The following is a 26,201-nucleotide window of genomic DNA, read 5'->3' on the forward strand; positions in this document are numbered from 1 at the left end:
TGTCAGCGGTCGCTTTTTTATTTTACCCGTCCAATGGACAGGCTTATCTTATAATTCCCGTACTTCAGCAGGCGGTCGAGCAATGCGTTCAGCTTGTCGGGACGATCCGTACGAACCCTCATCCAGTAACAGCCTTCGCCGCCTACCCGGTAAGCCTCCTCGATTTCCGTCTCCTCCTGGAGAAATTCGAGAAAGGGCTTGTGCTGAGTGCTTGAATTCAGGAACACCGTTACCAGAGCGTGAACGTGAAGACCCAGCTTCTCGGGGTCCCAATTCACCGAATACCCCGTAATGACGCCGAGATCCTGAAGCCTGCGAATGCGGGCGCCAACGGCTTGCCCCGTCAAGTGAACCACCTGTCCGATTTCCTTGTGTGTTAGCGCCGAGTTGCCGATCAACTGCCGCAGAATGAGCAGATCGGTGTTGTCGATTGCCGCTTGTTCCATTTACCTAAATTCCTTTCCTAATGAAAATAGAAGGGCCGCATTCCTTTCATCGCCTTCTGTACGCCCGGCCGGACTGGCAAATATACTTAATTGTACCAGATGTCATCTCAAAGAAGGAGTGCGAACCATGAAGCTTCAATTGATACGAAACGCGGCGCTTTGGCTGGAATACGGAGGTACATCCTTCCTGATCGATCCCATGCTGGGGGAAAAGGGGGCTTACCCGCCGATCATCAACACGGAGAATGACCTCAGAAATCCGCTCGTCGGCCTGCCCGGTGAAGTAGGGCAGTGGCTGAAGCCCGATGCCGTCATCGTGACCCATCTACACAACGACCATTGGGATGAGGCAGCCGTCTCGCTTTTGGACAAGGAGATCCCGGTCATTTGCCAGCCGGAGGATGAGGGGCGGATTGCGGCCCAGGGATTTCTCAAGATGATTCCGGCTGGGGTGGAAGAGAACTTCGGACATACGCTTCTGTTCCGTACCGGAGGACGGCATGGAACGGGAGAGATCGGCAGCATGATGGGACCGGTATCCGGATTCGTGCTGAAGGCGCCCGGCGAGCCCGTGCTGTATATTGCAGGCGATACGATATGGTGCGAGGAAGTACGCGAAGCGCTGGAACAGCACAATCCGGAGGTAGTAGTCGTCAATGCGGGCGGAGCCCGTTTTGTATCGGGCGACCCGATCATCATGACCGGGCGTGATGTTGCGGAAGTATGCCGGCATGCCCCGGAAGCCAAGGTGATAGCCGTTCATATGGAAGCAATCAATCACTGCCTGCTGACCCGGGAAGAGCTGGACAAGGAAAGGAAGGCGAACGGCTTCGGCGATCGCGTGCTCATTCCGGCGGATGGGGAAGCGATTTCATTATCACAATGACAGCCTTGACTCCAGGTTGAAATCATGATAAATTAAGTTTTGTTCACATTAAAATGTTCCCTGATAGCTCAGTTGGTAGAGCACTCGACTGTTAATCGAGTTGTCACAGGTTCGAGTCCTGTTCGGGGAGCCATTTTCTTGGAGAGATACCCAAGTGGCTATAAGGGGACCCTCTGCTAAGGGGTTAGACTGCGTAAGCGGTGCGAGGGTTCGAATCCCTCTCTCTCCGCCATAATTTCGAATTTGAAGACCGGCTGATGATCAGCCGGTTTTTTTGATGTTGGTAGACAGGGGAGAATAGAAAGGGGAGAATCATCACGACCAGTCGGATCGCCAGTCGGATCGTATGTGATTTGATCCCGAGTGCTATCCGAATCCGAATACTACCGAATACTATGCAATACTATATAGAAGGAAAAGTTCTGAGCGGCCTTTTTTCATTTGCAGGAACGCAGGGAGGCGTGCGGGAGCATGCCGAGTATCATACCTCTTCCAAATTGACCCTCTGTCAATTTGCTGTAACGGCGCTTTAAAGAGATAAATGTTATATTATTTGCGATAAAATATAGCTTAGCATTTAAGAAAAGAGAAATTACCCCGAATTTGAAATTCCGTCTCTCTTCATCTGTCTCCCTATATCTTCTCCAATCGCCATATATGTCAGTATACATATCATATAAATAACATAATGAGTAATTAAAATTAACACCAATTTTCGAATTTTCTTGGAATCCACCAAAATCTTAGTGACGGAAAAAAGGACATATGTTAATATAGGTAACATCATTACAGAAAAAGAAAGAAACGAATGAAAGAGAGCTGAGGGTTTTTAAAAATGAACAACAGAAAAGGGGATGACAATGGAGTACTTCATTCAGCAGTTAATTAACGGGATCTCCGTCGGCAGCATTTATGCGCTGATTGCCCTGGGTTACACCATGGTATACGGGATCATTAAGCTGATCAACTTCGCACATGGGGATGTGTTCATGGTTGGTTCGTTTATTGGACTCTTCAGCGCCAATTTTTTGAGCGACGCGGGACTTCCTCCAGTGCTGGTGCTGATTGTATCGCTTGTGTTCTCGATGACGGTCAGCGCACTCCTCGGTATTACCATTGAGCGTTTCGCTTACAAGCCTCTCCGCAAGTCCACTCGGATCGCAGCCCTGATCACCGCTATTGGGGTGTCCTTCCTGCTTGAATATACCGGCGTACTGGTGCTTGGACCACAGGCACAGGGCTTCCCGGATATTCTGGTGAAGAAACAGTTCAACTTGTTCGGCACTGACATTCAGGTGGAGTCGAACCAGGTTATGATTCTCCTTGTAACGATTATTCTTATGATTCTTCTGCAGTACATCGTGCGCTACACCAAGACCGGCAAAGCGATGCGCGCGGTATCCTTCGATATGGAAGCGGCCCGTCTGATGGGGATTAACGTTGACCGCACCATCTCGGCAACATTCGCGATTGGCTCCGCACTGGCGGCGGCGGCCGGCGTTATTTTCGGAATGACGTATAACTCCGTTGACCCGTTGATGGGCGTAATGCCCGGACTTAAAGCATTCGTAGCAGCAGTTCTTGGAGGCATCGGCAGCATTCCGGGCGCACTTGTAGGCGGCCTGCTATTGGGAACGGTCGAAACCGAAATCTCCTCGCTTGGCTATTCATCCTGGCGCGATGGCGTGGCGTTCGCCGTCCTGATCCTGATCCTTATCTTCAAACCATCCGGGCTGTTCGGCAAGAATGTCCGGGAGAAAGTGTAGGAGGGAAGCGGCGTGAAGAATATAAACAAAAAGTTCTGGTTGGGTGTTATCGTCTCGCTGATTTTTTACGGGGTCGTCCAGGTTCTGATAACAACGGGAATATTTAATGATGTTACCCGATCCATGTTCCTCCTTATCGGCGTCAATGTCATGCTGGCCGTGTCTCTGAACCTGATTAACGGGATTACGGGGCAATTCTCTATAGGCCATGCCGGATTTATGTCGGTCGGAGCCTATACATCCGCCATTCTGACGCTGGATTACAATGTGCCTTTTGTATTGGCGATTGTTGCCGGGGGGGTTCTTGCGGCCGTGTTCGGGGTGTTGATCGGCATGCCGACGCTGCGTCTGAACGGCGACTATTTGGCGATCGCGACGCTTGGCTTCGGTGAAATTATCCGGATCATCATGCTGAATACGGAATATGTAGGCGGCGCTTCGGGCCTTAGCGGCATTCCGGCGAAGACGACCTGGACCGTAATCTTCTTCTTCACTCTAATTACGATTGTTCTGATTAATAATTTTATCCGGTCTACCCACGGCCGTGCCTGTATCGCTATCCGCGAGAACGAAATCGCTGCGGAAGCAATGGGCATCAACACAACACTTTACAAGGTTATCGCCTTTACGATCGGCGCTCTGTTCGCCGGCATGGCGGGCGGTCTGTCCGCGCATACGTTCTATGTCATTACACCGGGCAGCTTCAACTTCCTTAAATCCTTTGAAATTCTCGTTATGGTCGTTCTCGGCGGACTCGGCAGCACAGCCGGCGCAATCGTGGGCGCGGTCTTCGTAACGCTGCTGTACACGTATCTGCGCGATTTCCCTGAATGGCGCATGATTATCTATTCAATCGTGCTGATTCTGATGATGATTTTCCGTCCTGGCGGTCTCTTGGGCAGCACCGGATTCTCGCTCAAAAAGTTCGGCAAAAAGGGGGCGAAGGTAAGTGGCGACGTCAACAGCAGTGCTTCTTGATGTTCAGAGTGCGAGCCGTTCCTTCGGTGGTCTGAAGGCGCTCAGCGAAGTTTCTCTTCATATTAATAAAGGCGAACTGATCGGACTGATCGGCCCGAACGGCGCCGGCAAAACGACGCTGTTCAACCTTCTGACAGGCGTGTACCCGCCTTCGACGGGCAAGATCATTCTGGCAGGCGAATCTGTCGGCGGGATGAAGCCATACAAGATCAACCACAAAGGGGCAGCGCGCACGTTTCAGAATATTCGCCTGTTCACGGCGATGACGGTATTGGACAATGTCAAAATCGCGTTCCATCAGCATGCCAGGCATTCCATGTTCACCTCCATGCTGCGCCTTCCGAAGCACTTCAAAGGTGAGGGAGATATTACGCAGAAGGCGCTCGACATTCTGAAGATATTTAATCTTGTCGATCATGCGTACGAACTGGCGGGCAATATGAGCTATGGCAATCAGCGCCGTCTGGAGATCGCGCGCGCCTTGGCTGCCGGTCCGAAGCTCCTTCTTCTCGACGAGCCGGCGGCAGGCATGAATCCGAACGAGACCCGGGATCTGATGAATCTGATCGCCTGGATTCGCAAGGAATTTGATTTGACCATTCTGCTGATCGAGCATGATATGTCGCTGGTCATGGGGGTGTGCGACCGTATTTACGTGCTGGACCGCGGGATGCTGATCGCCGACGGGACGCCTGCCGAAATCCGGAGCAATTCCAAAGTTATCGAAGCGTATTTGGGACAGGAGGCGTAAAGGCATGCTGACAGTTAAAGGAATCGACGTATACTACGGAGCCATTCACGCCTTGAAAGATTTGAGCATTACCGTTAACCAGGGAGAGATAGTAACGCTGATCGGAGCGAACGGCGCAGGCAAGTCGACACTGCTCAAGACGCTGTCCGGTCTGCTTAAACCTAAAACAGGAAGCATCGAGTTTCTGGGCAAATCCATCACGAACCAGAGTGTTCAGTCGATCGTCAAGCAGGGGCTGATCCATTGCCCTGAAGGGCGGCGGGTATTCGCCAATATGTCGGTGGAGGAGAATCTTGAACTTGGCGCCTATCTGCAGAATTCCAGCAGCCTGGCTGCGGATTTCGAGAAGGTCTACAGCACGTTTCCTCGTCTTCATGAGCGTAAGAAGCAGCAAGCCGGAACGCTCTCCGGGGGCGAGCAGCAGATGCTGGCGATGGGCCGCGCCATTATGGGGCATCCGAAGCTTCTCTTGCTGGATGAACCGTCTATGGGTCTTGCTCCGCTGCTGGTTCAGGATATTTTTAAAATTATCCAGGAAGTGAATGCGGCGGGCACAACCGTACTGCTGGTCGAACAGAATGCCCACCAGGCGCTCAAAATCGCTCACCGGGCCTATGTTCTGGAGACCGGAAGAGTCGTGCTGGAAGGCGACGCCAAGGAACTGGCGGATTCCGAAGAGATCAAGATGGCTTACCTCGGGCACTAACGAGGGGCCGCAAGTCTAGGGGCATCACAGAAATAACATATAAAAAATCAAAAATTCTGGGAGGCTTGGAGAACAATGAAAAAATTTGGGGCCATTATTTTGTCGACCGTATTGACCGCGGTACTCGCGGCGGGCTGCGGCAGCAACAACAACACGGAGAGCAGCGGGAATTCTGGTGGAAGCAGCAACTCAAGCGGCGACACGATCAAAATCGGAGCCGACCTCGAGCTCACCGGAGGCCAAGCTTCCTTCGGCGACTCCGCATCGAAAGGCGCTAAGCTGGCCGTACAGCAGATCAACGATGCCGGCGGTATCAACGGCAAGAAGCTGGAGCTGGTAGTAGCGGACAACGCCTCGAAATCCGAGGAAGCTACACAGGCAGCCCAGAAGCTGATCTCCAATGACAAGGTTGTGGCGATCATTGGCGCATCGACTTCGACGAATACGCTCGGTATTGTTCCGGTCGCAACCGAGAAGCAGATTCCTCTGGTAGCTGTTGGCGCGACCAACCCGAAAGTAACCGTTGACGAGCGCACCAAGAAGACCAATGATTGGGTGTTCCGTACTGCTTTCATCGATCCGTTCCAAGGCCAGGTTATGGCGAACTTCGCAACCAACAACCTGAAAGCCAAGACGGCTGTTATCTACACTGACACATCCAGTGACTATTCCAAAGGTCTGCAGCAGTTCTTCGAAGAAACCTTCACCAAGAACGGCGGCCAGATTCTGAGCAAAGAATCTTACCAGCAGAAAGACTCCGACTTCAAAGCAGTATTGACTCGTATCAAGCAATCCAATCCGGACGTTATTTATCTGCCGGGTTACTATGAAGAAGTAGGCAAAATCATCAAACAGGCTCGTGAAATGGGCATTACGGCTCCGTTCCTGGGCGGCGACGGCTGGGATTCCCCGCAGCTGGCTGAAATCGCAGGCGCAGCGGCTCTCGACAACACTTACATGTCCAACCACTACTCGCCTGAAGATACTTCCGAAGAAGTTAAAAACTTCGTTGATGCTTACAAAGCAGCTAACGGCGGCGCAGTACCGGATGGTATGGCGGCTCTCGGCTATGACGCTCTGAAGCTTGTTGCTGACGCTATTTCCCGCGCTGGCGAAGCTGATCCGGCCAAGATCAAGGACGCCCTGGCAGCAACCAAGGATCTGCAGCTGGCAACCGGTAAGGTTACGCTGAATGAATCGCATGACCCGGTTAAAGCAGCTGTCGTTCTGAAATTCGTTGACGGCAAGCAAACGTTCGAAACTAAGGTTAATCCGTAAGCCAACTCGCTTTCACCAAGCATGATCAGTCTGACCGGGATGCCGCTCCATCATTGATGGGGCGGCTATTCCCATCTATCTTGCCATTATCCAACTAAGGAGGAGAAGCCTGATGATTATCGGAGTGCCAAAGGAAATCAAGAACAACGAGAATCGGGTCGGAATTACACCTGCTGGAGTGGAAGCGCTGGTCAAGTCGGGGCATACTGTGCTGATTGAGAGAGCGGCGGGAGCCGGCAGCGGTTTTTCCGATGACGAGTACAAGGATAAGGGAGCCGAACTGCTCCCGGAAGCTTCTGAGGTCTGGTCAAAAGCAGACATGGTCATCAAGGTGAAGGAGCCTTTGCCGGATGAATACGGTTATTTCAGGCATGGGCTGATCCTGTTCACGTATTTGCATCTTGCTCCTGAGGCGGGTCTTACCAAGGCTCTGGTGGACAGCGGGATTGTGGCGGTTGGTTATGAAACGATACAGGTGGAGGATGGCTCGCTGCCGCTGCTTACGCCAATGAGTGAGGTGGCGGGGCGAATGGCAGTGCAGATCGGGGCGCAGTTTCTGGAGAAGCCGCGTGGCGGCAAGGGTATCCTGATGGGAGGCGTTCCGGGAGTGAGCCCGGCCGAGGTCGTCATTATTGGCGGCGGAATCGTCGGTACAAATGCGGCCAAAGTGGCGATCGGAATGGGAGCGAAGGTGACCGTACTGGATTTGAACGCGAACCGCCTGCGGGTTCTGGACGACATGTTCAGCGGCCGGCTGATCACCGTCATGTCCGACTCTTATCATGTCGAGCAGGCGGTACGCAAGGCCGATCTGCTGATCGGAGCCGTACTGATTCCAGGCGCCAGAGCGCCAAAAATTGTGAAGGAATACATGGTGCAGCAAATGGCCGAAGGATCGGTTATCGTCGATGTTGCCATTGATCAGGGAGGCTCAATCGAGACGGTTGACCGGATCACCACCCATGAGAACCCGACTTATGTCCGTCATGGGGTCGTCCATTATGCAGTGGCCAACATGCCGGGAGCGGTTGCGCGTACCTCAACCCTGGCGCTGACGAATGTGACGATTCCGTATGCGCTGCAGATTGCGAATCTGGGCATTGCCGAGGCCGCCTCACGGAACGCAGCGCTTGCTCTCGGAATCAATGTGGCAGCCGGACAGGTCACGAACCGGGCTGTGGCAGAGAGCCTGGGGTACGTGTATAAGGACGGACTGGATACGCTGAAAGGTTAAGGAACTTAATAGACGGAGCCAAGCGTCGAACCGCTGGAGTAGCCCTCTTTTGCCGGAAGCTCAGGGGGAATCTGCTGCCTGACGGCTTCATATGGCACCTGGACCTGTTTTGAAAAAAATATAGGTTGTCAGATTAAATGATATTTGATATACTCTTTTTTGTTGTGGCCCGTTGGTCAAGGGGTTAAGACACCTCCCTTTCACGGAGGTAACAGGGGTTCGAATCCCCTACGGGTCATATCTGCTTCTTCGAATGGGGATGAGAACCCCTAAAGGTTCGTCGGAGCATCGGCATCGTTAGGCATACATCGCAGTCGGTTCGCTTGCGAAGCGTATCCCCTACGGGTCATATTGTGCGGTAGTGGTGGAATGGCAGACACGCTATCTTGAGGGGGTAGTGGGCGTACGCTCGTGGAGGTTCGAGTCCTCTCTACCGCATTCTAGCAACACGCATTATAGCAACAATAGAGAAAAGTCCTTGATTCCGGTCAAGGGCTTTTTTCTGTGTATCTTGAATTTGTAAGTGAAAAAGAGCTCAAAGGGAACTTTTAACGAACTCCGGACCAATAACGTACAGATTGAAAGGAGGGATAAGCTCTATGAATGAGGAGGAATTGTCCGGATGGCTCCGCAAGCTGAGAGAAGGGGATAGCCAAGCTTTTATTCAAGTTCATGCATGAATACATCAAAAGGCCGGTATACGGTACGGTCTGTCTGCTGGTCAAAACGCGAAACGATGCAGCTGATGTGACGAATGAGATCTATCTGGAACTGTTTCGCTCACTGCCCAAGTATGACGAGAGCAAGCCGTTCAAGGCCTGGCTAAACGGGATTATTGTCAGACAGTGCAGCAGCTATAACCGCAAGCAGTGGAGAAAGAGCCGGGTGGAGAGCCGAGTAAGGGATTATACCGAAGGGACGGTATCACCGGGCGCAGACCAGTTGGCAGTAAGCCGGGAGCGACGGGAAGAGCTGCTTCATTTGATTACGCAGCTTCCCTATAAATTCCGGAGCGTTATTGTGCTGCGATACTTTCAGGAGTGTTCGTTTGAGGAGATCGGCGCAGCCTTGGATATTCCGGTCGGCACGGCGAAATCCAGGCATTTCAAGGCGCTGGGTAAGCTGAGAAAGCTGGCGGATGCGGATGGGTTCTCAACCATGAAGGAGGAATGGCAATGGGTATCGAAGATGAATTGAGTGTGGGGTTTAAAAAATATACTGGAAATGTTGTTATGCCAGACAGCTTGGAACAAAGGCTGGAGCAAAGCTTTAACAGTTTCTATCACCGGAATTCGGAGAAAGCTGCAAATTCTACCCATCATCATGTCTCTTTCCGGGCGGGCCGTTTTGCCGCTGTCATGCTGTTTGGTCTCTTGCTGCTTGGCGGTACGGTATATGGTGCGCAGCGTCTGTGGTCGCTCACCTATTCGACCGGGCAGCTGAATGTCGCCAAGGTGAGCGCAGGTTCTGACAATGCAGGAACTATCGGATCGGCGGAATTAAATGATATTTTTCAACATGTACAGGATCAATTGAATCTTGGGGAGTCGGCTTATGTCTATGTGCCCGGAACTGTGGACGGCGATCGGGTGTTTAAGGTGAACAAGGTCATTTCTTATCGTAATTATAGGAGCTGGGAGTTTGTCACAACAAAAATCATTGGAGACATCGCCGTTCCGGGCGAGATGCCGGCAGGATTTCATTTTGTAAGTGGAACATCGGATAGTTTGCTTGGAATTCTGGATACCGCATCAGAGGCCAGATTTCGCTCTTTACTTCAAACAAGAGTGAATCAGGAACAACGTTACGCCTGGATCAAAAGCGATGAGGAACAGAACGAAGCGAGTAAGACGATTAGTCCGACAGTGGTTTATGAAGGTTCGTCCGGGGAAAAAATTGGAATTTCCTATTCGCCACTGCCACAGACCGCTTTGGGTGGGAAGTCGGTTCTAACCTGGAACGTTCCGGATACGGCAACTGTTGAGCAATGCCAGGTACGTGGAGTTATTGCCGCATACGTTCAAGTTCAGGATAAGGATATAACAAGTCCGGACCGGTATCACGCTTCCTTGCAATGGATAGAGAAACGGAGCGAGGGAGAGATGAGCATCTTCTATTCAGTAAGCACTACCTCTCCCAAGGTGGGAAAAGAGGAGCTTCTCCAGGTTGCCAAAGGATTGAAGTAACGTGACATCGCTTTTAATATTAGCAGTAACCTAACGTAGTATCTGCCGGAACGCTGATGACATCAGCCTCCCAAAGATTATTCCGCGCATACTCTCAGCGCCCCGGCATACTGCGGATACAGCGTATGGATGCAGTCCGGGCATATATCATGCGTCAGTTCGGTGTGCAGCTGCGCTTGAAGGTATTGTTCGACAGGGACCCAGGTCTGGCCCACCCGAATAGACTTGCAGGAAGCGCATATCGGCAAATAGCGTGCGGGATAGCCAAACGGGCGTTGGCTAGGCAGAACGCCGGGACGAAGACGAGCCGAAGGCATGTAACGATGAAACAGCAGAAGACTGGAGATCTCATGGCGGCTGTCGGTAAATTGGGGGACCGCTTCGATCAGGAATGTCTTGGAGCCCTTTAAGGAGGGCGGTTTCGTGAATCGGGAACTATAGGTTAGTCTCGCACCGTTAAATATTGAGTTCAGACCGGATTGAAGCATCGATAGCTGGGCGGGGGGCAGCACCAGTTCCTGCATCAAATCGAAATAATCGACGCCCTGCCAGTTGAAGCTCTTGGACAGGCCGGACAGGATGCCATAGGCTCTCCATTTGGCGTTAACTGCCGATATCACTCCATTTCGATTAAGAATCAGTGCTGCGTAACCTGGCGGGCTGGGAATTGGGGGAAGGCTTGATGTAGACAACGGGATCGCTCCTAACAACAGATAATCCTTATGATCGGTGAACGGTATGTACGGCAGCTCATGGGCGATGGTTGTCCGGAGGAAGCTCCAGCAGTCTTTCAACCTGGATGCGATACCGCCGCGTCAGACGCGTACCGTGAATCATATTGGACAGGCGGTAGGGCGGAATGTCGTGCAACTCGCAAAATTCCTGCTGGGTCAGCTTCTTCTCCGCCAGCCTCTGCTTAATAGCCCATCCAAAAGGGGTAATGGGACGTCTTCTGGACATTTCGCTCACCTCGGCTCTTATGATACCGTCAACCCTGTGATATAATGGGGAAAGACTCTCGATTTGTCTATTATACACGTTTTTACGTCATTTTCCAATATAAAAATACCTTAATTACGTAATTTTTTCCTTATTTGTGGGGAAGGCGGTTTGTGCATGCAGTCGATTTATGAACGGATTGAATACTTGATTGATCAGAAAGGCATGACCAAAAAAGCATTCTGTGAGCAGCTCGGCATCAGCACGGGTAATCTGGGAGACTGGAAAAGGGGCAAGTCGACGCCGGGAACCCATAAATTGATAGAGATTGGCTCCTTCTTCGGTGTAAGCCTGGACTGGCTCATTCTGGGGCGTCCCCCTGTGGACCCGGTGATCCGGGAAGGCGGGGAGGATTATTTTTTTGAGCTTAAGCGGCAATTCGATTGCCGGTTAGACGAGCTTTTGCCGGAAGAGAAGACCTTTATCGAGGAATATATCGCCTTCGCCGAGTACCGCAGAAGCAAACGGAATAAGGGCAAAGAACAATCTTGATATTTCTGCTTTACTTTTGTTTTACATAAGAGTATAATCATTTGTGTTGGTCTTCAAAAAAGACTTTCACCGCGCGGTAGTGGTGGAATGGCAGACACGCTATCTTGAGGGGGTAGTGGGCGTACGCCCGTGGAGGTTCGAGTCCTCTCTACCGCATATATAAGAAACAGCTTCGCTGGATGACAGCGGGGCTGTTTTTTTGTGATATCCCCCGTCTCATGCTGGAAACTTGTATTGGGGTCTGCAAAGCGTTATGCTATTAATACTGAGTTGTTTCATGGGAATAGACTACATATTGGATTGATTTTTGATTTGTAAAATTAGGAGGCGCGACAAATGGGAAGAATCGCGAAAAATCTGACGGACCTGATTGGCAATACGCCGCTGCTGGAACTGACGAGCTTTGAGAAGGAAGGAGCAAAGGCCAGGGTCCTCGCCAAGCTGGAATATTTCAATCCGGCCGGAAGCGTGAAGGACCGCATCGGCTATGCCATGCTGAAGGATGCCGAGGACAAAGGAATCATTAACAAAGATACGGTGATCATCGAGCCTACCAGCGGCAATACCGGGATCGGGCTGGCTTTCGCGGCGGCGGCGCTTGGATACCGCCTCATTATTATTTTGCCGGAATCCTTCAGTTTAGAGCGCCGGAAGCTGCTGAAGCAGCTCGGAGCGGAGCTGGTGCTGACCCAGGCCTCCGAAGGCATGTCGGGTGCGATCCGCAAGGCCCAGGAGCTGTCTGCCGAAATACCGAATTCCTTCATTCCCCAGCAATTCGAGAATCCGGCGAATCCCGATGTTCACCGCCGGACAACCGCCGAGGAAATCTGGAACGATGCCGATGGTACGGTAGACGTATTTGTAGCCGGTGTCGGTACTGGAGGTACGGTTTCCGGAGTGGGGGAAGGGCTGAAGCAGCATAATCCGAACGTTCGCATCGTGGCGGTGGAACCGTCGGGTTCGCCCGTGCTGTCCGGCGGACAGCGGGGACCACATGCTATTCAGGGAATCGGGGCCGGGTTCGTCCCGGGGAACTTCAACCGCAGCGTAGTCGATGAAATCGTCACAGTCGGCAATGAAGATGCGATCCGTACAGCTCAGACACTGGCCAAAACAGAGGGACTTCTGGTCGGAATATCGTCAGGGGCGGCAGCGTTCGCAGCGCTTCAGCTTGCCAAGCGGGAAGAATACGCAGGGAAGACGATTGTCACTCTTCTTCCGGATACCGGCGAGCGGTATTTGTCCACCGATTTGTTCCCCGAGGAATAAAATTATTTGGAGCACATTATTCATAGCGAGAACAGCAAAGGCGGCCTCCCTTAAGGAGACCGCCTTTTCGTCATTTGTCCAGCAAAGCTTGAATCTCGTCCTGCAAGCTCTCCGGGGTTGTGGTCGGGGCGAATCGCTTCAGCACGCGGCCCTCGCGGTCCACCAGAAATTTGGTGAAGTTCCATTTGACCCGCTTGGAGCCGAGAGCTCCGGGCGCTTCCTTCGTCAGATGCTTGAACAGGGGATGGGCGTTATCGCCGTTGACGTCGATTTTTTCATACATGGGAAAGGTAACACCGTAGTTCAACTGGCAGAATTCCTCGATCTCATCGCTGTTTCCGGGTTCCTGGGATGCGAATTGGTTGCTCGGAAAGCCGAGAACTTCGAATCCGCGGTCCTTGAATTTGTCGTACACTTCCTGCAGACCTTTGTATTGGGGAGTGAAGCCGCATTTACTGGCCGTGTTCACAATCAGCAGCACTTTGCCTTCGTACTTGGACAAGGATTCTTCATTACCCCGAAGGGTGTTGGCTTGATAATCGTAAATGCTCAACGGAAGGGCCTCCTTAATTATGATTTTATACTATTTAATTGTACACTATTTATTTAAGGGGTCAATATCTTTTATTTTTTCCGTTTCAAAGTCTTGACGAAGTTTAAATACATAGGGAGACGAACTTGAGTAAAAAGGGTCTTGGATGCTCAAGTTCGGTTTGTTCATTCCAAATTTGTTCAGGCAAAGGAGACGATTGCAATGAAAGCACTGTATACGGCCTCAGCGACGGTTCGCGGCGGGCGTGAAGGATCTTTCGAATCCTCCGACGGGGCCTTGAAGCATAACCTTAGCATGCCCAAAGAGCTGGGAGGTCCGGGCGGTTCCGGCACCAATCCCGAGCAGCTGTTCGCGGCAGGCTATGGCGCCTGTTACGAGAGCGCTCTGGCCAACGTGGCCCGCAAGGAGGGCGTGAAGCTGCAGGACGTGGAAGTTGTGTCCAACGTATCGATCGGCAAGGACGAGAGCGACGGCGGATTCAAGCTGGCGGTTACTCTGGATGTGAAAATGACCGGTGTCGACCATGCCAAGGCGGAGGAGCTTGCGAAGAAGGCGCATGATTTCTGTCCGTACTCCAAAGCGACGAGAGGCAATATCGACGTCAACCTGAATGTCGTGGAGATGAGCCGGCAGTAAGCTGTCGTCATTAATGTTAAAATGAATACCTGGAATCGGTATCCCCGTTCTTTCTTCCGGGAAAGGGCGGGGATTTTTGCGCGCATATAGAGGGGGCCTTCGGTTGACATCACCTGCAAAATTCTTTAAGATGTCTAAGTATCTGAAGCAACGGAAATACGCTTGGAATGAGCCAAAATTTAAGATAATAGGTGATGAACATGTCTTATAAACCCGTAATCACGAACGTGACCAAAGCCAGCAGCAACGAAAAGGAAGGGCTGTACGAATTCATTCTCAAGCTCGCCGACGGAACGGAGTGCCGGGCTTTCTACCACCGCAATCCGGAATGGAGAATGACGAACATCAGCCGTCTGCTGAAGACGCCTTGTCCGGTATGCCGCAAAGACTTCATCTGTAAATGTATGGAAGCCTTCACGGGCGAGTTGGAAGATCAGATGATTGGCGACAACTGGATCGAGAAGACAGTAGGCGAATAAGGCCACAGCAAGAGCGTGAGGCGCGGGAGCATTCCCGCGTTTTTTTATTTTTTGATGAATGTATAAGCTTCGCTGGAGTTATCCTAGTTTGCCCGAAAATGGGGAATGATACGGGTACAGGAAGGGGGGACAGAACTTGAAGGAGCGAGAGTCCGCGCAGGACATGAAGACCGGGAACTCCGGGATAACAGCAGGCGGCGATGCGCCGCCGGCAGAGATTGCAAGGCTGGAGGATGCCGGGAAGGAGTCCATTGTGCTGATTGACGGCGTCTGCCATTTATGCCAGTGGATCGTCGCTTTTATCATCCCCCGAGACCCGGAGGGGCGGTTCCGCTTCGCGCCGCTGCAGAGCGATATCGGGCGGTATTTATTGAAGCGGGGCGGGCTTAATGCGGAACAGCTGGATACCGTCGTGCTGATCGAGCAGGGCCGTTATTATTCGCATTCCGCGGCGGCACTGCGCATTCTGCGGCGCCTTCCGTTTCCGTGGCCGGCCGCCTATGCGCTGATCGCCGTTCCGCGACCGCTTCGGGACCATCTGTACTCCTTCGTGGCCCGGAACCGCTACCGCTGGTTCGGCCGGGATGACCGCTGTCTGATGCCCACTCCCGACATTAAGCGGCGATTCCTCTAAATGCATTCCCTGGAAGGAAACATTCCGATTTTTAAATATTGCCGAGTTCCTCTTAGGTATGCTAGTATAACTGTAAATTAAAGGAATCAGCAACGGAAGCACCGTTCATTGACCGTTTGACGCGGTTATTGACGGTGCTTTTTTGTGCTGTTTTGGACAAAAGGGGGAGTAAATATGGCCGCTGGCATTGTGTTTGCGGTGCGTGAGACCGAGTATATCGAACCGCTGCTGCACTACATCCAGCACAGTGAGTATGGCGAAATGCTGAAGGTGAAGGCGTTCAGCCGAATGGAGGCTTTCAGGGATTATATGAAGCGCGGAGAGACGCCGGATGCTGTGGTAGGCGATCCCGAATTCATTGAAGCCTGGCTGGTGGAAGGACGCTCGGAGGTGCCTTGGGCAGTTCTGGACGAGAACGGGAGCATGGCTGCTTGGAGCAACGGCAGTGCGGCTCATGGAAGAAGAATTGCCAAATACCAGGCGCTGCCTTCCCTGCTGTCCGCCGTGATTCAGTTGGGCAAGCTGAGACGGACCCGCAAGGAGGGGCGGTCTGATGGCGGTCCGCTTGTCATCGGGGTCGTCTCGCCCAGCGGCAGCAGCGGCAAGACGACGGTGGCGATGAATATGGCGAAGCTGTTCGGAAGCCAGGGGCTGTCCGTGTTCTATCTCAACCTGGAGGCGGTGAACAGCAGCGGACTGTATCTGCGTCCTCCCGGAGGAAGCGGGCCGGGACTTGAACGGCTGCTCTACGAGATCCAGGCCTCGCGCGAGCGGGAGAAGCCGGAGGAAATTGCGATCGCTCCCTATGCGGTCAGATTGGATGCGCTGCGCTGCGATACGTTCCGGCCTGTTGCTAACGTGAAGGAAATGCTGCAGATGAGCGAAAGGGACGCCAGAGAGCTGATCGCTCGGCTCGCGGCGGATGGAGGTTATGATCTTATCCTTATCGATACCGGCGACATTGATGAAGACCGGACAAGGGGGGCGATGGCGTGCAGCGACCGGCTCGTCTGGGTGATCCGGGACGATGAGGCCAGCGCCTATAAGCTGGGAAGATGGGCGTCTCATCTCGAGGAGATGCAGGATTCCCATCCGGAGGCGATAGCCGATCTGCGGGAGCGCAGTCTGCTCGCGGTGAACTTCGTCAAGGATGGAGTAAGGCAGATCCAACTTCCCGAACACTTGGAGCCGGATGCGGTTCTGCCCTATATTTCCTCCTGGAGTCTGCCTGGAATTGGGGAGCTTCTGCTTAATTCCCCTCCATTTCAGCATGGCATTGCCAGCTTGTGCCAGGCGATTACTGGGGCTCCGCAGGCGGAGGCGGTTCTTTCATCCGGTGTGAGGACATGAGCGACGAACTGTTCCGAACCCTCCGCAGCGATATCCGCGCAGGCCTTGATGTAAGATCATCCGTTGGCGATGAAGAGCTGATTACGCATATCGAGCGGACGATCTTTGATCGGGAGGAGCTGAAGTCGCTGACGGCGCATGAGAAGCATGCCCTTGTCCGCCGGCTGTTCGATTCCTTCCGGGGGCTTGATGTGCTGCAGCCGCTGGTGGATAACCCGGCTATCAGCGAGATTATGGTGAACAGCTACCGGGAAATTTTTGTCGAGGAGGAGGGTGAAATCCGCCGTCTGCCGGAAGGGTTTGAATCGGCCGCGCGGCTGGAGGATATTATCCAGGTTATCGTCTCCGACGTCAACCGGGTCGTCAACGAGTCGTCTCCGATTGTGGATGCCCGTCTCCGAAACGGCTCGCGGGTCAATGTTGTGCTTCCGCCTGTGGCGCTGAAGGGACCGGCGATGACGATCCGCAAGTTCCCGGATTCTCCGATGACGATGGAGGATCTGGTACGGAGGGAGACACTCGGCGAAGAAGCGGCAGAGCTGCTGCGGCTCCTGGTTGCGGCGAAGTACAACCTCTTCATCAGCGGCGGCACGGGATCAGGCAAGACGACCTTTCTCAATGCCTTGTCCCAGTTCATTCCGCCGGAGGAACGCGTAGTTACCATCGAGGATTCGGCGGAGCTGCAAATCGTAACCGTCCCGAATCTGGTGTCGCTGGAGACCCGAAACGCGAATACGGAAGGCAAAGGCGAAATTACGATCCGCGATTTGATCCGCTCCTCGCTTCGCATGCGCCCCAATCGGATCGTTGTCGGCGAGGTGCGGGGTGCAGAGGCGCTTGATATGCTGCAGGCGATGAACACCGGACATGAAGGCAGCTTGTCTTCCGGTCACTCGAATAGCGCCCGTGACATGCTCAGCCGGCTGGAGACGATGGTGCTAAGCGGCGCGGAGCTTCCGGTTCAGGTCGTCAGACAGCAGATCGGGTCGGCGATTGATATCATCATTCACCTGGCCCGCCTCCGGGACCGGACGAGAAGAGTTGTTGAGATTTGCGAAGTCACCGGAATGGCTGAGGGTGAAGTGCAGTTGAACCCCCTGTTCGAGTTCCGTGAAGACGGGGAGAACAAGGGCCGGATCAAGGGCGTGCTAGCGCCCTGCGGAAATCCTCTGAAGAACACCGCGAAGCTTGAGATGGCGGGAGTCCGGAAGAACCCGCTGAAGCGTTTCGAAGTAACCGGGGCGGGGAGAGGATGAGCGGATTGTTGAAGAATAGAGCCTCACGGGTAGTTGTCTCATCTGCGCCCCGCTCAAGAGAAGGGGCCGCCAGCAGCGCACCGTCTTCCCAAAGGCTGACCGACTATACCATGTATATTCCCGGCCGGAGAGAGAAAGTGCTCGCGGTTCTCACAGGCAGTCTGTTCCTGTTCGGGATCGGTTATTTATTCTATCACCACCTTGCTCTCGCGCTGCTGGTTTCGGCCGGAGGGCTGCGGGCTCCGCGGATCTGGCAGGATTACCGGCTCAAGCGAAGGCGTTCCGCGCTGAATCTCCAGTTCAAGCAGATGCTGTTCTCGCTCTCGTCCTCGCTGTCGGCGGGGAGGTCGGTGGAGAATGCTTTCCGGGAGGCTATACAGGATTTGCGTATGCTTGATCCGGAAGGGGGAAGCGACATGATTGCCGAGCTTGAGATCATATGCGCAAGGCTTGAGTACGGGCAGCCCATCGAAGAGGCGCTTCAGGATTTCAGCGGCCGGGCGGACATGGAGGATATAAGGCGCTTCGCCGACGTCTTCTCCGTGTCCAAGCGGACGGGCGGGGATCTGGTGGAGATCGTGCGGCGCACCTCGGCCATTATCGGCGAGAAGCTGGATATCCAGCAGGAGATCGCCGTCAGCATATCCCAGAAACGGTTTGAAGCCAAAGCGCTGCTGGCGTCTCCGCTCATTATGCTGCTCTTCATGAACATGAGCGCTGCGGATTATATGCAGCCTATGTACACCGGTGCAGGCATGATCATCTCGACTCTGGCGTTGGCCGGACTCGGCCTGATCTTTCTCTGGATCGGCAAGATCATGAATATTCCGCTGTAAAGGAGTGATCATTCTGAGATGGATCTGCGGAGTTGCGGCGGCCACCTGGCTGGCTGCCTGGCTGATGCTCCGATTGGCAAGCGGCAGCCGCTATGCAGCGCTTCGAAGGCTGCCGGCCGAAGGCATGAAGCTAAGGCAGATTTCGGAGCCGTTCCTCCTGTTGCTGGAACGGGTGAACGCCGCCGCGAGGTTTCCGGCTTTTGTCTTTCGGCTGCAGCGGTCGATTCAGCGCATTTACGGACAGCGGCACAGCACGGAGCTAACGCTCCTGTTCATGGCGGAAATGCTGGCCTATCACTGGCTTCTCTCTCTCAGCGGCTGGGTTCTGGCGGCGCTTAGCGGGGAAGCGGGACTCCTTGTGCTGGGGCTGGCGCTTGCGGCTGCGCTGCCCGCGGCTCTTGCAGCCGATCTTCACAAGAAGGTCAAGCTGCGCGAGCAGCTGATGATGATGGAGCTGCCGGAGCTGCTGAACGGCATTGTGCTGCTGGTCGGTGCGGGCGAGACGGTGCAGCGGGCGATCCTTCGCTGCCTGGAGACCCGGAAGAGCGACGCGAATCCGCTGTACCGGGAGCTTGCGGTGATGTCGGCGGAGTGGAACGGAGGCTACTCGTTCCAGCAGGCATTCGAGAACTTCAGCAAGCGCTGCGCGGTGCCAGAGGTCTCGCTCTTTGCGACGACCGTGCTGCTGAATATGCGCAGGGGCGGCGGCGAGTTCGTGCTCGCGCTGAGGGATTTGTCCCGGCTGCTGTGGGAGAAGCGCAAGGCGGTCAGCCGGACGAGGGGCGAGCAGGCGTCCTCAAAGCTTGTGTTTCCGATGGTTGTTATTTTTCTGATTGTTATTGTTCTGGTGGGAACGCCGGCTTTTATGATGATGAATATGTAGGAGGGTGAATATATGCTGACGTTAGTGGAGAAGGGCAAGAGCTTCTGGCGGGATGAAGAAGGGTTGGGAACGCTTGAAATGATTATGATCATCGCCGTGCTGATCGCCGTCGTGCTGCTGTTCAAAGATAAAATTCAGGAAGTTGTGGAGAACCTGATCGACATCGCCGGCGAGAAGAGCCGGAAGGTTTTCGATTAACCGCCGCCATGCGTAGCAGACTGCGAAGCGACGAAGGGAGCTTCACGCTTGAGGCGTCCATGGTGCTGCCGATTATCATGTGCATCACGATGCTGCTGCTGTTCTTTTGCCTGTATGCCTATCAGAAATCCATGCTGCTTCAAGTGGCGGCCTCCGCTTCGGAGCAGGCGGCTTTTAATTGGGATAACAGCCATAAGGCCAAGGACGGATCTTTTACCGCTGGGGAATATGATTCACTCTATTGGCGGATTGGCGATGACCGCCTGCTCAGCGGCTTGTTCGGACTCGGGTCAGATCAGAATGCGGCTGGGATTACCCTTCCTTCGGAAGAAGGAGACGGGGGGCTTCCCGAAATCAAGCTGGGCAATGCCGCGGTCCGGATTCCCGGTGAAATGACCGGTGAGATGAACTACAGCTACAGCCTTTCCGGAAGAGCGGTGAGCACACGGGTGTCGAAAATGCTGCATCTTCCCGTAATCGACGAACTGCTATCCGACGGAGCGCAGCCGGAAGCCGATTCAAGATCGCTTATAGTGGAGCCTGTCGAGTTTATTCGTACTGTGGACTTAATGCGCTATTATGGAGCCAAATTTCGCGGGACCTCCGGTGGAAGCGGGCAGGAGACCGGCATGAAGAAGGACGATGCATCGGAGATGGTGAAGAAACTGGGCAAGAAATAAGGCCGATATTCGGGTGAATAGGCCAGAGCCGGATAAGAAATGAAGACCGACAAAGGCTTGGGATCGGGCTGAAGGGCCAAGGTGCAGATTGAGGCAGGGAGTCCGGTCGGGAAAGGAACTGTAATGATGAGAAGAACAGCTTGCCGCTTACGCCGTCTTTTCAGGTTGGGTGTTCCTCCGGGACACGGAAGCGAAGGCTCGGTTTCGGTATTTTTAATTATGGTATTGGCTTTTGTATTTCTGTTCTCCGCCGTTCTGATCGATTATTCGCGGATGACGGCTGCCAGCGTTCAAAGTGAGCGGCTGGTTAGGGCCGGAGTCAGGTCATTGATGTCGGCCTACGATACGGAGCTGCTCAGCCGCTATGGACTGTTCGCCTTTGGATCAAGTAATGGAGATGAGCTGTTCTCCCGGACCCTTGCCGGTTCGGTCCAGAAGAGCGGCCGCAGCGACGGCTTCAACCTCGTGGCTTTGGGCTATGACTCTTCATCGCTGGAATGGGGAAGTACACTGGGGAGTTACGAGGTATTCCGTCATCAGATCAATGAAGAGATGAAGATCAAAGCGCCTGTCGATTTTGCGCTGGAGCTTGCCGGGAAATTCAAGGGCTTGTCGGGGGCCATGGATGAAGCTTCTAAGACCATGAACCTGTATGCCGGACTTGAGCCTCTATACGACCGGCGCGAGGCCGCGCTCGACAAGATGCTGGATCTGCGGCGCCAAGCGGCCGAGAACGCCCGGTCTGTGCTTGAGCTTACGGTGTCTCCGGTTTCGGGAGCTATATCCGATGCTTCGATCGGGCATATCTCCAGCGCGGGCGACATCGTCGCCCAATACGGCGACTATGTCCGAAAGAGCCGGGAGGACAGCGACCGGGAACCGGGTGAGCTTCCCAGTCACACCTATGAGATTGCCTCTTATCTTACGCAGTCCGCCAATATGCTGTCCCGGCTGGACTCTGCGCTGGCGGCATGGCGGAGCAATCAGGATGAACTCGCCCGGAAGGCGGAGGATGCCCTTGCAGAAGCGAAATCACTTAATGAGGAGATGCGGGAGAAGATCCGGCAGTCCGTAGAATCCCCAGGCTCAAGCGGCTATTCCTCCGCTGATTCCTGGGATATTCCGGACTCGGGGAACGAAGCCGCGACTCCCCGTATCCGGGAACAAGCGGAGCAGCTGCTGATGGATCAGGCTGAATTTGACGGCATGGAGAACCGCCTCCAGGAGCAGCAGCGAAGAGCTCGTGAAGCCTATTCACAGGCTTCGGGTCTATCGGGAGGCATCAATCCTGGGCAGTTGGGATTGTCGGACAGCTCCTATGCTCAAAAAAACATGGTAACCGGGGCAGCCGGCATTTTGAACCGTTATGTTAGGGATTATGGAAACGGCGGAACCGTTCTTGATGGAGAGATGGCGCAAATTGAGCAGCATCGTGGCTCTGATGCAGAACGAAAAGCTGCAGAAAGGGAGGCGCGTGGCAAGCTCGCCGATGTCAGAGAGATTATCGAGGGTCTCCGTTCATTAAACTCCGCAGCGGGGGAGGCAGCCGAACAGTTCAATGAACTGAACCGGTATTACGAGGAAAGTCTGGCCTATAATCAGGCATTGGATCAAAATACTTCGGGCCGGGATCAAGAAGATGAACCGTTTCAGGAGGGAGAGGCAGCGATGAACATGATGGATCATCTATTCGAATCGCTGGGCGATGTCCTCCTTGCTTCGAGGGATAGACTGTTTCAGACGGAATATAGTGCTCAGTACTTTCCCGCATTTGATATCACGCAATTAAAGGGTTTGACCTCAGGGTCCGCAGATGAAATCGGACAAAGGGTAGTGGAACAACTGAGTCCGCACAACCAGGAGCTGGAGTACATTTTGTACGGCCTGGATAAGCCGGGACTGAATGTCGCGGCTGCATACAGTGAAATTTTTACGGTGAGATTGGCTGTGCGGACCATGGAGGGATTCGTAGAGAAGGCGGGCCTTGGAAATCCGCTGCTTGTTGTCGCGGCCGCCCTGCTGTATGGCTTGACAGAGGCTATTAAGGACATGGTACTGCTGTGCACCAATGGGGAAGTTCCATTATCGGCCTACATACAGGCTAATCTGACCTATCGCGATTACTTAAGGCTGTTCATGGTGCTGCATGGATCGGGAGACGCAGAACTGTCCCGTATGCTGGCGCTGATCCGGCTTAATACCGGGATCAATCCTGCCGAGAGGAGTACAGCGGTGTCGGCCGAGGTCCGGCTGGGCATGCGTCTCTGGTTCCTCCCCGGCATTATGGAGCTGTTATCGTCTTCGGGTGCGGTTCCCGGAGAAATGGAAGACGGACTGTACTATAAAACAGTGAAAGCTCATTTTGCTTACTGACAGGGGGGTGCAGACGGTGACCGACAGATGCAGAGGGAGAGGCTTGAAAGAAAATGAAGGAAGCATGGTTGTCGAGGCGGCCATGGTCATGCCCTTTTTTCTCCTGTTCGTGATCTTCCTGATCTTTATTGTGCAGATGACGCTGTTCTCGACTGCTCTTCAGGGAACGGTATCCGACACGGTAAAGGAGGTGGCCTCGCATATGTATCCCGCTGCGCTGGCGGTTCAGCAGCTGGAGGAAACAAGTGATTCGGGCGCTGCTTCCGGGTCCGGGAACACCGAATCAGGAGCCGGCAGTGCTTCTGGCGCTCCGGATACCGGCGAATCATCCTCGAAGGGTTGGACCATTCCGAGGCTTTCGGTGGAAGAATGGGCGGACCGATACGCCTCGGAGCTGCCCTCCCCGCTGGACAATTGGGTGAAGTCGGCGGCGCATAGCGGGGAAGGACCGCTGCAGGAGCTTCAGGCCGAGGCATCCGAGGCTGTGCTGGATTCGGCCGTCAAACCGCTGCTAAAACCCTATCTGTCCTCCGGAATACTGGACTATAACCGGATTCATGTATCCAATGTAACAATCCCCAAGCTGGACGGGAAGTCGGAGCCATACTTCGGGATAGAGGTCAGCTATGAGCTGCCGATGAAAGTCCCTTTTATCGGACGCAGCATCGTCCTTGAAGCTTCGGCTATGGAGAGGGCATGGATCGGGGAGACAGAAAATGGCCAAGAAGGCGGAGACGGTGAAGGGGAAGAGGCCGGCAGCATTTCCATTCTGGAGAAGCCGAACCCCGCGATTCCCTGGCATAAAGGGACAATCCGCATACGGGTTAAGCCAAATGAATCGGTCAATTTGACGATTTATTATCAGAGCGGCAGAAGCACCGCGAAATTCCTGGGCTGGAAGCAGGCTGATGAAGATGGCTATATTACCTGGGAGTGGACGGTCGGAGGGCGGACGACGCCGGGTTCAACTCCAACCTTTGTCATAGAGACGGAAGATGGACGAAGAGCGGAGGGACAATTTAATGTTGCGGCTAACAACTGAAAAACTGCAAAAAGAAGGAGCAGCAAATGAACGACTGGGCTTTTTGGGGCTGTTTGCCCTTTTTGGCGGCGGCTTTCTTGACCGATGTGCTGACCATGAAAATACCGAACTGGATTTCGGGACCCGCCGTACTCGCCGGTTTCGTGATCCAGGGAGCGGGCGGTGGCTGGAAGGGGGTGATGTTCTCGGCCGCCGGTGCGGCGGCGGGCTTTCTCCCACTGCTGCTGATGCATATGGCCGGAGCTGTGGGGGCCGGCGATGTCAAGCTGTTTGCGGGAATCGGAGCGTGGACCGGGGCGGCGTTTACCGTACAGGTAATCCTCTTCTCGCTTTTGTTCGCGGCGGTGATCGGCTGGTTCCTTGTACTGAAGAGACGGGAGAGCTTCCAAAGGCTGCGCGGAATATGGCGTCTGCTCCAAGGATTCTTCTACGTGCCGAGGTGGGTGAGCCTGAAGGTTATGGACAGTGAACCGCTTCGCTTTCCTTTTATGCTGGCTGTCATCCCCGCGTTTGTCGCCGTGTTCTTGACCTTCTGACGGGAACAATGAACCGATTATGAAAAGGAGGGGGCGCCCATGTTTGGATTAACGCGGGATTTCACCCGGCATGAAGGGATGAGAATGGTGCTGGGAGTTCAGGAGGAGATTCCTGCATCCCGGATTCATTCCATCCAGAGCCGGATGCTCACTACGCTTGATATTCCGCATCATCTGCGTCTGTTTATCAAAGAGATCGATATGAACGTAACCCTGGAATATCATGTATCCGGAAAAAAGCTGCTGTCCCATCTTCTGAAGGGAACGAGGCTGACATTGTCCGGGCTGTATGGACTGCTGCTCCAGATCGTTCAGGGAATCGAAGAGGGACGTCTGCATATGCTGTCTCCGGAGCAGTATGCGCTGCATGAGGATTACATTTTTGTAGAGGGACCGCTGCAGAGAGGGAAGGTATTCCTGACCTATGTCCCGCTTCAGATGGAGGAGCCGGTTCGTCCTTTGGGAGACAGCCTTAAGGGATTGATTCTGGTGATGATGCCTCAGATCACAGAGCTCAGGGGTGACGGTCTGCAGCGGCTGCTTCACTACTGCGGTGAGGAGGATTTCTCGGTAAACGGCTGCAAGGAGCTGCTGTCCGCATTGTTCATGGAGAGTGAAGAGGAAGGTCAGAGCGGCCAACATGCGGACTATGCTCCTGCACTTCATACGAAAGCGGGGGATGTTCCGGTTGAACGTCTTTTTTGGGAAAAAGAACTCGAGAACAGCATCCGATTTTCCGCCCGTGATCAAGATAATGCACAAGGCGCGGCCGATTTGGGCACTGCTGTGGCGGACAAGTCTGTGTCAGGCCGAAGCTTGCCGTCAGTAGAGGATTGGCTCAAATCTTGGGGAACCGCAGGACCCGGTGTCAGGGCTGGACGCAACGCGAACGAGGCGAAAGAGGAGATGAAAGCGGAAGCGGAAGATGACAAGCCGGTTGGCGGTACCGATAAAGGGGCTCCAGTCAAAACCTATGTGCTGCTGGGAAGCGTTCTGCTGGATGCCCTGCTGTGGAAATATTTATACCTCGACCATCCCGGACGAACGGGACTCTTGGTCTGCGGAGCCGTGAGCGTTCTGCTGATCGCGGTCTGCGGATTAACCTGGCTTGGAAAATGGGAAGCGGTTTGGCCCGGAAGCAAGATGCGAACCCGGAACCGTTCAGAGGCGGAAGAAGAGGAATTATCCGTTTCGCGGGAAAGTGCGGACATGCCATTTTTCAGAGACGCGGATTTCGGAGAGTTCTTTAAGGGTGGGGAACGGCCGCAATTGGCTTCCCAGAAGGAGTTCCTACAGGTTAACCCGATCTGGCAGGGCAAACCTGCGGCAGCAGCGGCCAAGCCGCAGCTTGGCGAATCGGGTCCAGCCACTGTACTCTTGGTCCATGATAAGAATGAGGCCAAGCAGAGGGAACAGCCCAGAGCAGTGCAGCCCTATCTTGAGCGGAAAGAGGCAGGTACTGAAAGCAGTGAGGGGATCGAGAGAATCGAGCTGAACCGTACAAGCTTTATCATCGGGCGATCTCAGGAGGTTGCCCAGTATGTGGAGCTATCGGAAGGAGCCTCGAGAGTCCATGCCGAGGTATCTCGCAGCGGAGGCGGCTATGTGCTGAAGGATTTGGATTCACGCAACGGCACCCGGTTTCGGGGAGAGACAATGGTTCCCTATAAGGAATATCCCCTAACCGATGGCGATACGTTCACCATTATTAAAGGAAGCTATACGTTCAGACAGCAGTAGGCAGCCGGACCTTC

General features: G+C 53.9%; 28 protein-coding genes and 5 tRNA genes. 29 read left to right on the forward strand and 4 right to left on the reverse strand.

Features of this window, described 5'->3' with window-relative positions:
* Positions 1-17 precede the first annotated feature (17 nt).
* The gene (locus PSTEL_RS06450) at positions 18-446 is read right to left on the reverse strand and encodes an Lrp/AsnC family transcriptional regulator (protein WP_038694310.1); all 429 of its coding nucleotides are present in this window, start codon (positions 444-446) and stop codon (positions 18-20) included.
* Between the two features lie 127 nt (positions 447-573).
* On the opposite strand from PSTEL_RS06450, the gene PSTEL_RS06455 reads away from it, so the two are divergent.
* The 13 genes from PSTEL_RS06455 (at position 574) to PSTEL_RS06515 (ending at position 10,231) form a co-directional block, all read left to right on the forward strand.
* Entirely contained in the window at positions 574-1,332 is a 759-nt protein-coding gene (locus tag PSTEL_RS06455) for an MBL fold metallo-hydrolase (RefSeq protein WP_038694312.1), read from the forward strand.
* 57 nt (positions 1,333-1,389) lie between these two features.
* Positions 1,390-1,465, forward strand: a tRNA-Asn gene (locus PSTEL_RS06460).
* Positions 1,466-1,472: 7 nt separating this feature from the next.
* Positions 1,473-1,564, forward strand: a tRNA-Ser gene (locus PSTEL_RS06465).
* Between the two features lie 628 nt (positions 1,565-2,192).
* Positions 2,193-3,098 carry a branched-chain amino acid ABC transporter permease gene (locus PSTEL_RS06470; RefSeq protein ID WP_038694314.1) on the forward strand — a complete coding sequence of 302 codons (906 nt, stop codon included), beginning with the start codon at positions 2,193-2,195 and terminating at the stop codon, positions 3,096-3,098.
* Between the two features lie 12 nt (positions 3,099-3,110).
* Complete coding sequence (locus tag PSTEL_RS06475) at positions 3,111-4,076, forward strand: branched-chain amino acid ABC transporter permease (protein ID WP_052098234.1); 966 nt, start codon at positions 3,111-3,113, stop codon at positions 4,074-4,076.
* Positions 4,048-4,827, forward strand: coding sequence for an ABC transporter ATP-binding protein (locus PSTEL_RS06480; RefSeq protein ID WP_038694316.1), 780 nt, complete (start codon positions 4,048-4,050; stop codon positions 4,825-4,827). The genes PSTEL_RS06475 and PSTEL_RS06480 overlap by 29 nt, the downstream gene beginning before the upstream one ends.
* Before the next feature lie 4 nt (positions 4,828-4,831).
* Entirely contained in the window at positions 4,832-5,533 is a 702-nt protein-coding gene (locus PSTEL_RS06485) for an ABC transporter ATP-binding protein (RefSeq protein WP_038694317.1), read from the forward strand.
* 75 nt (positions 5,534-5,608) lie between these two features.
* Positions 5,609-6,811 (forward strand): ABC transporter substrate-binding protein, encoded by a 1,203-nt coding sequence (locus PSTEL_RS06490; RefSeq protein WP_038694319.1) that lies wholly within the window; start codon positions 5,609-5,611, stop codon positions 6,809-6,811.
* 112 nt (positions 6,812-6,923) lie between these two features.
* The gene (ald, locus tag PSTEL_RS06495) at positions 6,924-8,045 is read left to right on the forward strand and encodes an alanine dehydrogenase (RefSeq protein ID WP_038694321.1); all 1,122 of its coding nucleotides are present in this window, start codon (positions 6,924-6,926) and stop codon (positions 8,043-8,045) included.
* 166 nt (positions 8,046-8,211) lie between these two features.
* Positions 8,212-8,283: transfer RNA gene (locus tag PSTEL_RS06500), tRNA-Glu, on the forward strand.
* Between the two features lie 117 nt (positions 8,284-8,400).
* Positions 8,401-8,483: transfer RNA gene (locus tag PSTEL_RS06505), tRNA-Leu, on the forward strand.
* Between the two features lie 234 nt (positions 8,484-8,717).
* Positions 8,718-9,242, forward strand: coding sequence for a sigma-70 family RNA polymerase sigma factor (locus tag PSTEL_RS06510; protein WP_052098235.1), 525 nt, complete (start codon positions 8,718-8,720; stop codon positions 9,240-9,242).
* Positions 9,221-10,231, forward strand: a complete 1,011-nt coding sequence (locus tag PSTEL_RS06515; RefSeq protein WP_038694323.1) for a hypothetical protein — start codon at positions 9,221-9,223, stop codon at positions 10,229-10,231. Before PSTEL_RS06510 ends, PSTEL_RS06515 begins: the two co-directional genes overlap by 22 nt.
* Before the next feature lie 77 nt (positions 10,232-10,308).
* On the opposite strand, the gene PSTEL_RS26065 is transcribed toward PSTEL_RS06515, so the two are convergent.
* Positions 10,309-10,851, reverse strand: coding sequence for a hypothetical protein (locus PSTEL_RS26065; protein ID WP_052098236.1), 543 nt, complete (start codon positions 10,849-10,851; stop codon positions 10,309-10,311).
* A 130-nt stretch (positions 10,852-10,981) separates the two neighbouring features.
* On the reverse strand, positions 10,982-11,191 hold the full coding sequence (locus tag PSTEL_RS06525) for a Rha family transcriptional regulator (RefSeq protein WP_038694324.1): 210 nt from the start codon (positions 11,189-11,191) through the stop codon (positions 10,982-10,984).
* Between the two features lie 156 nt (positions 11,192-11,347).
* Here PSTEL_RS06525 and PSTEL_RS06530 point away from each other — a divergent pair, with 156 nt between their 5' ends.
* The 3 genes from PSTEL_RS06530 to cysK all read left to right on the forward strand — a co-directional run bounded on the left by PSTEL_RS06530 (position 11,348) and on the right by cysK (position 12,991).
* Positions 11,348-11,722: a helix-turn-helix domain-containing protein gene (locus tag PSTEL_RS06530; RefSeq protein WP_038694326.1), complete on the forward strand. Its 375-nt coding sequence runs from the start codon at positions 11,348-11,350 to the stop codon at positions 11,720-11,722.
* Positions 11,723-11,795: 73 nt separating this feature from the next.
* Positions 11,796-11,878: transfer RNA gene (locus PSTEL_RS06535), tRNA-Leu, on the forward strand.
* Positions 11,879-12,058: 180 nt separating this feature from the next.
* Positions 12,059-12,991, forward strand: a complete 933-nt coding sequence (cysK, locus tag PSTEL_RS06540; RefSeq protein ID WP_038694328.1) for a cysteine synthase A — start codon at positions 12,059-12,061, stop codon at positions 12,989-12,991.
* A gap of 70 nt (positions 12,992-13,061) precedes the next feature.
* Here cysK and PSTEL_RS06545 read toward each other — a convergent pair whose 3' ends face one another.
* Positions 13,062-13,544, reverse strand: coding sequence for a glutathione peroxidase (locus PSTEL_RS06545; protein ID WP_038694330.1), 483 nt, complete (start codon positions 13,542-13,544; stop codon positions 13,062-13,064).
* Between the two features lie 201 nt (positions 13,545-13,745).
* Here PSTEL_RS06545 and PSTEL_RS06550 point away from each other — a divergent pair, with 201 nt between their 5' ends.
* The 13 genes from PSTEL_RS06550 (at position 13,746) to PSTEL_RS06610 (ending at position 26,187) form a co-directional block, all read left to right on the forward strand.
* Complete coding sequence (locus PSTEL_RS06550; RefSeq protein ID WP_038694332.1) at positions 13,746-14,180, forward strand: organic hydroperoxide resistance protein; 435 nt, start codon at positions 13,746-13,748, stop codon at positions 14,178-14,180.
* A gap of 200 nt (positions 14,181-14,380) precedes the next feature.
* Entirely contained in the window at positions 14,381-14,659 is a 279-nt protein-coding gene (locus PSTEL_RS06555) for a hypothetical protein (protein ID WP_038694334.1), read from the forward strand.
* A 136-nt stretch (positions 14,660-14,795) separates the two neighbouring features.
* On the forward strand, positions 14,796-15,293 hold the full coding sequence (locus PSTEL_RS06560) for a thiol-disulfide oxidoreductase DCC family protein (RefSeq protein ID WP_245625093.1): 498 nt from the start codon (positions 14,796-14,798) through the stop codon (positions 15,291-15,293).
* A 174-nt stretch (positions 15,294-15,467) separates the two neighbouring features.
* Entirely contained in the window at positions 15,468-16,643 is a 1,176-nt protein-coding gene (locus tag PSTEL_RS06565; protein ID WP_052098237.1) for a P-loop NTPase family protein, read from the forward strand.
* Positions 16,640-17,899 carry a TadA family conjugal transfer-associated ATPase gene (locus PSTEL_RS06570; RefSeq protein WP_038694336.1) on the forward strand — a complete coding sequence of 420 codons (1,260 nt, stop codon included), beginning with the start codon at positions 16,640-16,642 and terminating at the stop codon, positions 17,897-17,899. The genes PSTEL_RS06565 and PSTEL_RS06570 overlap by 4 nt, the downstream gene beginning before the upstream one ends.
* Positions 17,896-18,735 (forward strand): type II secretion system F family protein, encoded by an 840-nt coding sequence (locus PSTEL_RS06575; RefSeq protein WP_038694338.1) that lies wholly within the window; start codon positions 17,896-17,898, stop codon positions 18,733-18,735. The genes PSTEL_RS06570 and PSTEL_RS06575 overlap by 4 nt, the downstream gene beginning before the upstream one ends.
* A gap of 10 nt (positions 18,736-18,745) precedes the next feature.
* Positions 18,746-19,618: a type II secretion system F family protein gene (locus PSTEL_RS06580; protein ID WP_425415275.1), complete on the forward strand. Its 873-nt coding sequence runs from the start codon at positions 18,746-18,748 to the stop codon at positions 19,616-19,618.
* 12 nt (positions 19,619-19,630) lie between these two features.
* Positions 19,631-19,816 carry a Flp1 family type IVb pilin gene (locus PSTEL_RS06585; protein ID WP_038694342.1) on the forward strand — a complete coding sequence of 62 codons (186 nt, stop codon included), beginning with the start codon at positions 19,631-19,633 and terminating at the stop codon, positions 19,814-19,816.
* 8 nt (positions 19,817-19,824) lie between these two features.
* On the forward strand, positions 19,825-20,496 hold the full coding sequence (locus PSTEL_RS06590; RefSeq protein WP_038694344.1) for a TadE/TadG family type IV pilus assembly protein: 672 nt from the start codon (positions 19,825-19,827) through the stop codon (positions 20,494-20,496).
* Between the two features lie 225 nt (positions 20,497-20,721).
* Positions 20,722-22,869, forward strand: a complete 2,148-nt coding sequence (locus tag PSTEL_RS06595; RefSeq protein ID WP_156995805.1) for a hypothetical protein — start codon at positions 20,722-20,724, stop codon at positions 22,867-22,869.
* 16 nt (positions 22,870-22,885) lie between these two features.
* On the forward strand, positions 22,886-23,911 hold the full coding sequence (locus tag PSTEL_RS06600; RefSeq protein WP_084064787.1) for a TadE/TadG family type IV pilus assembly protein: 1,026 nt from the start codon (positions 22,886-22,888) through the stop codon (positions 23,909-23,911).
* 26 nt (positions 23,912-23,937) lie between these two features.
* A complete protein-coding gene (locus PSTEL_RS06605; RefSeq protein ID WP_038694349.1) occupies positions 23,938-24,447 on the forward strand; it encodes an A24 family peptidase in 510 nt (169 codons plus the stop codon).
* Between the two features lie 39 nt (positions 24,448-24,486).
* On the forward strand, positions 24,487-26,187 hold the full coding sequence (locus PSTEL_RS06610; RefSeq protein WP_038694350.1) for a DUF6382 and FHA domain-containing protein: 1,701 nt from the start codon (positions 24,487-24,489) through the stop codon (positions 26,185-26,187).
* Positions 26,188-26,201: the final 14 nt, after the last annotated feature.

Source organism: Paenibacillus stellifer (genome assembly GCF_000758685.1).
GTDB lineage: Bacteria > Bacillota > Bacilli > Paenibacillales > Paenibacillaceae > Paenibacillus_AQ > Paenibacillus_AQ stellifer.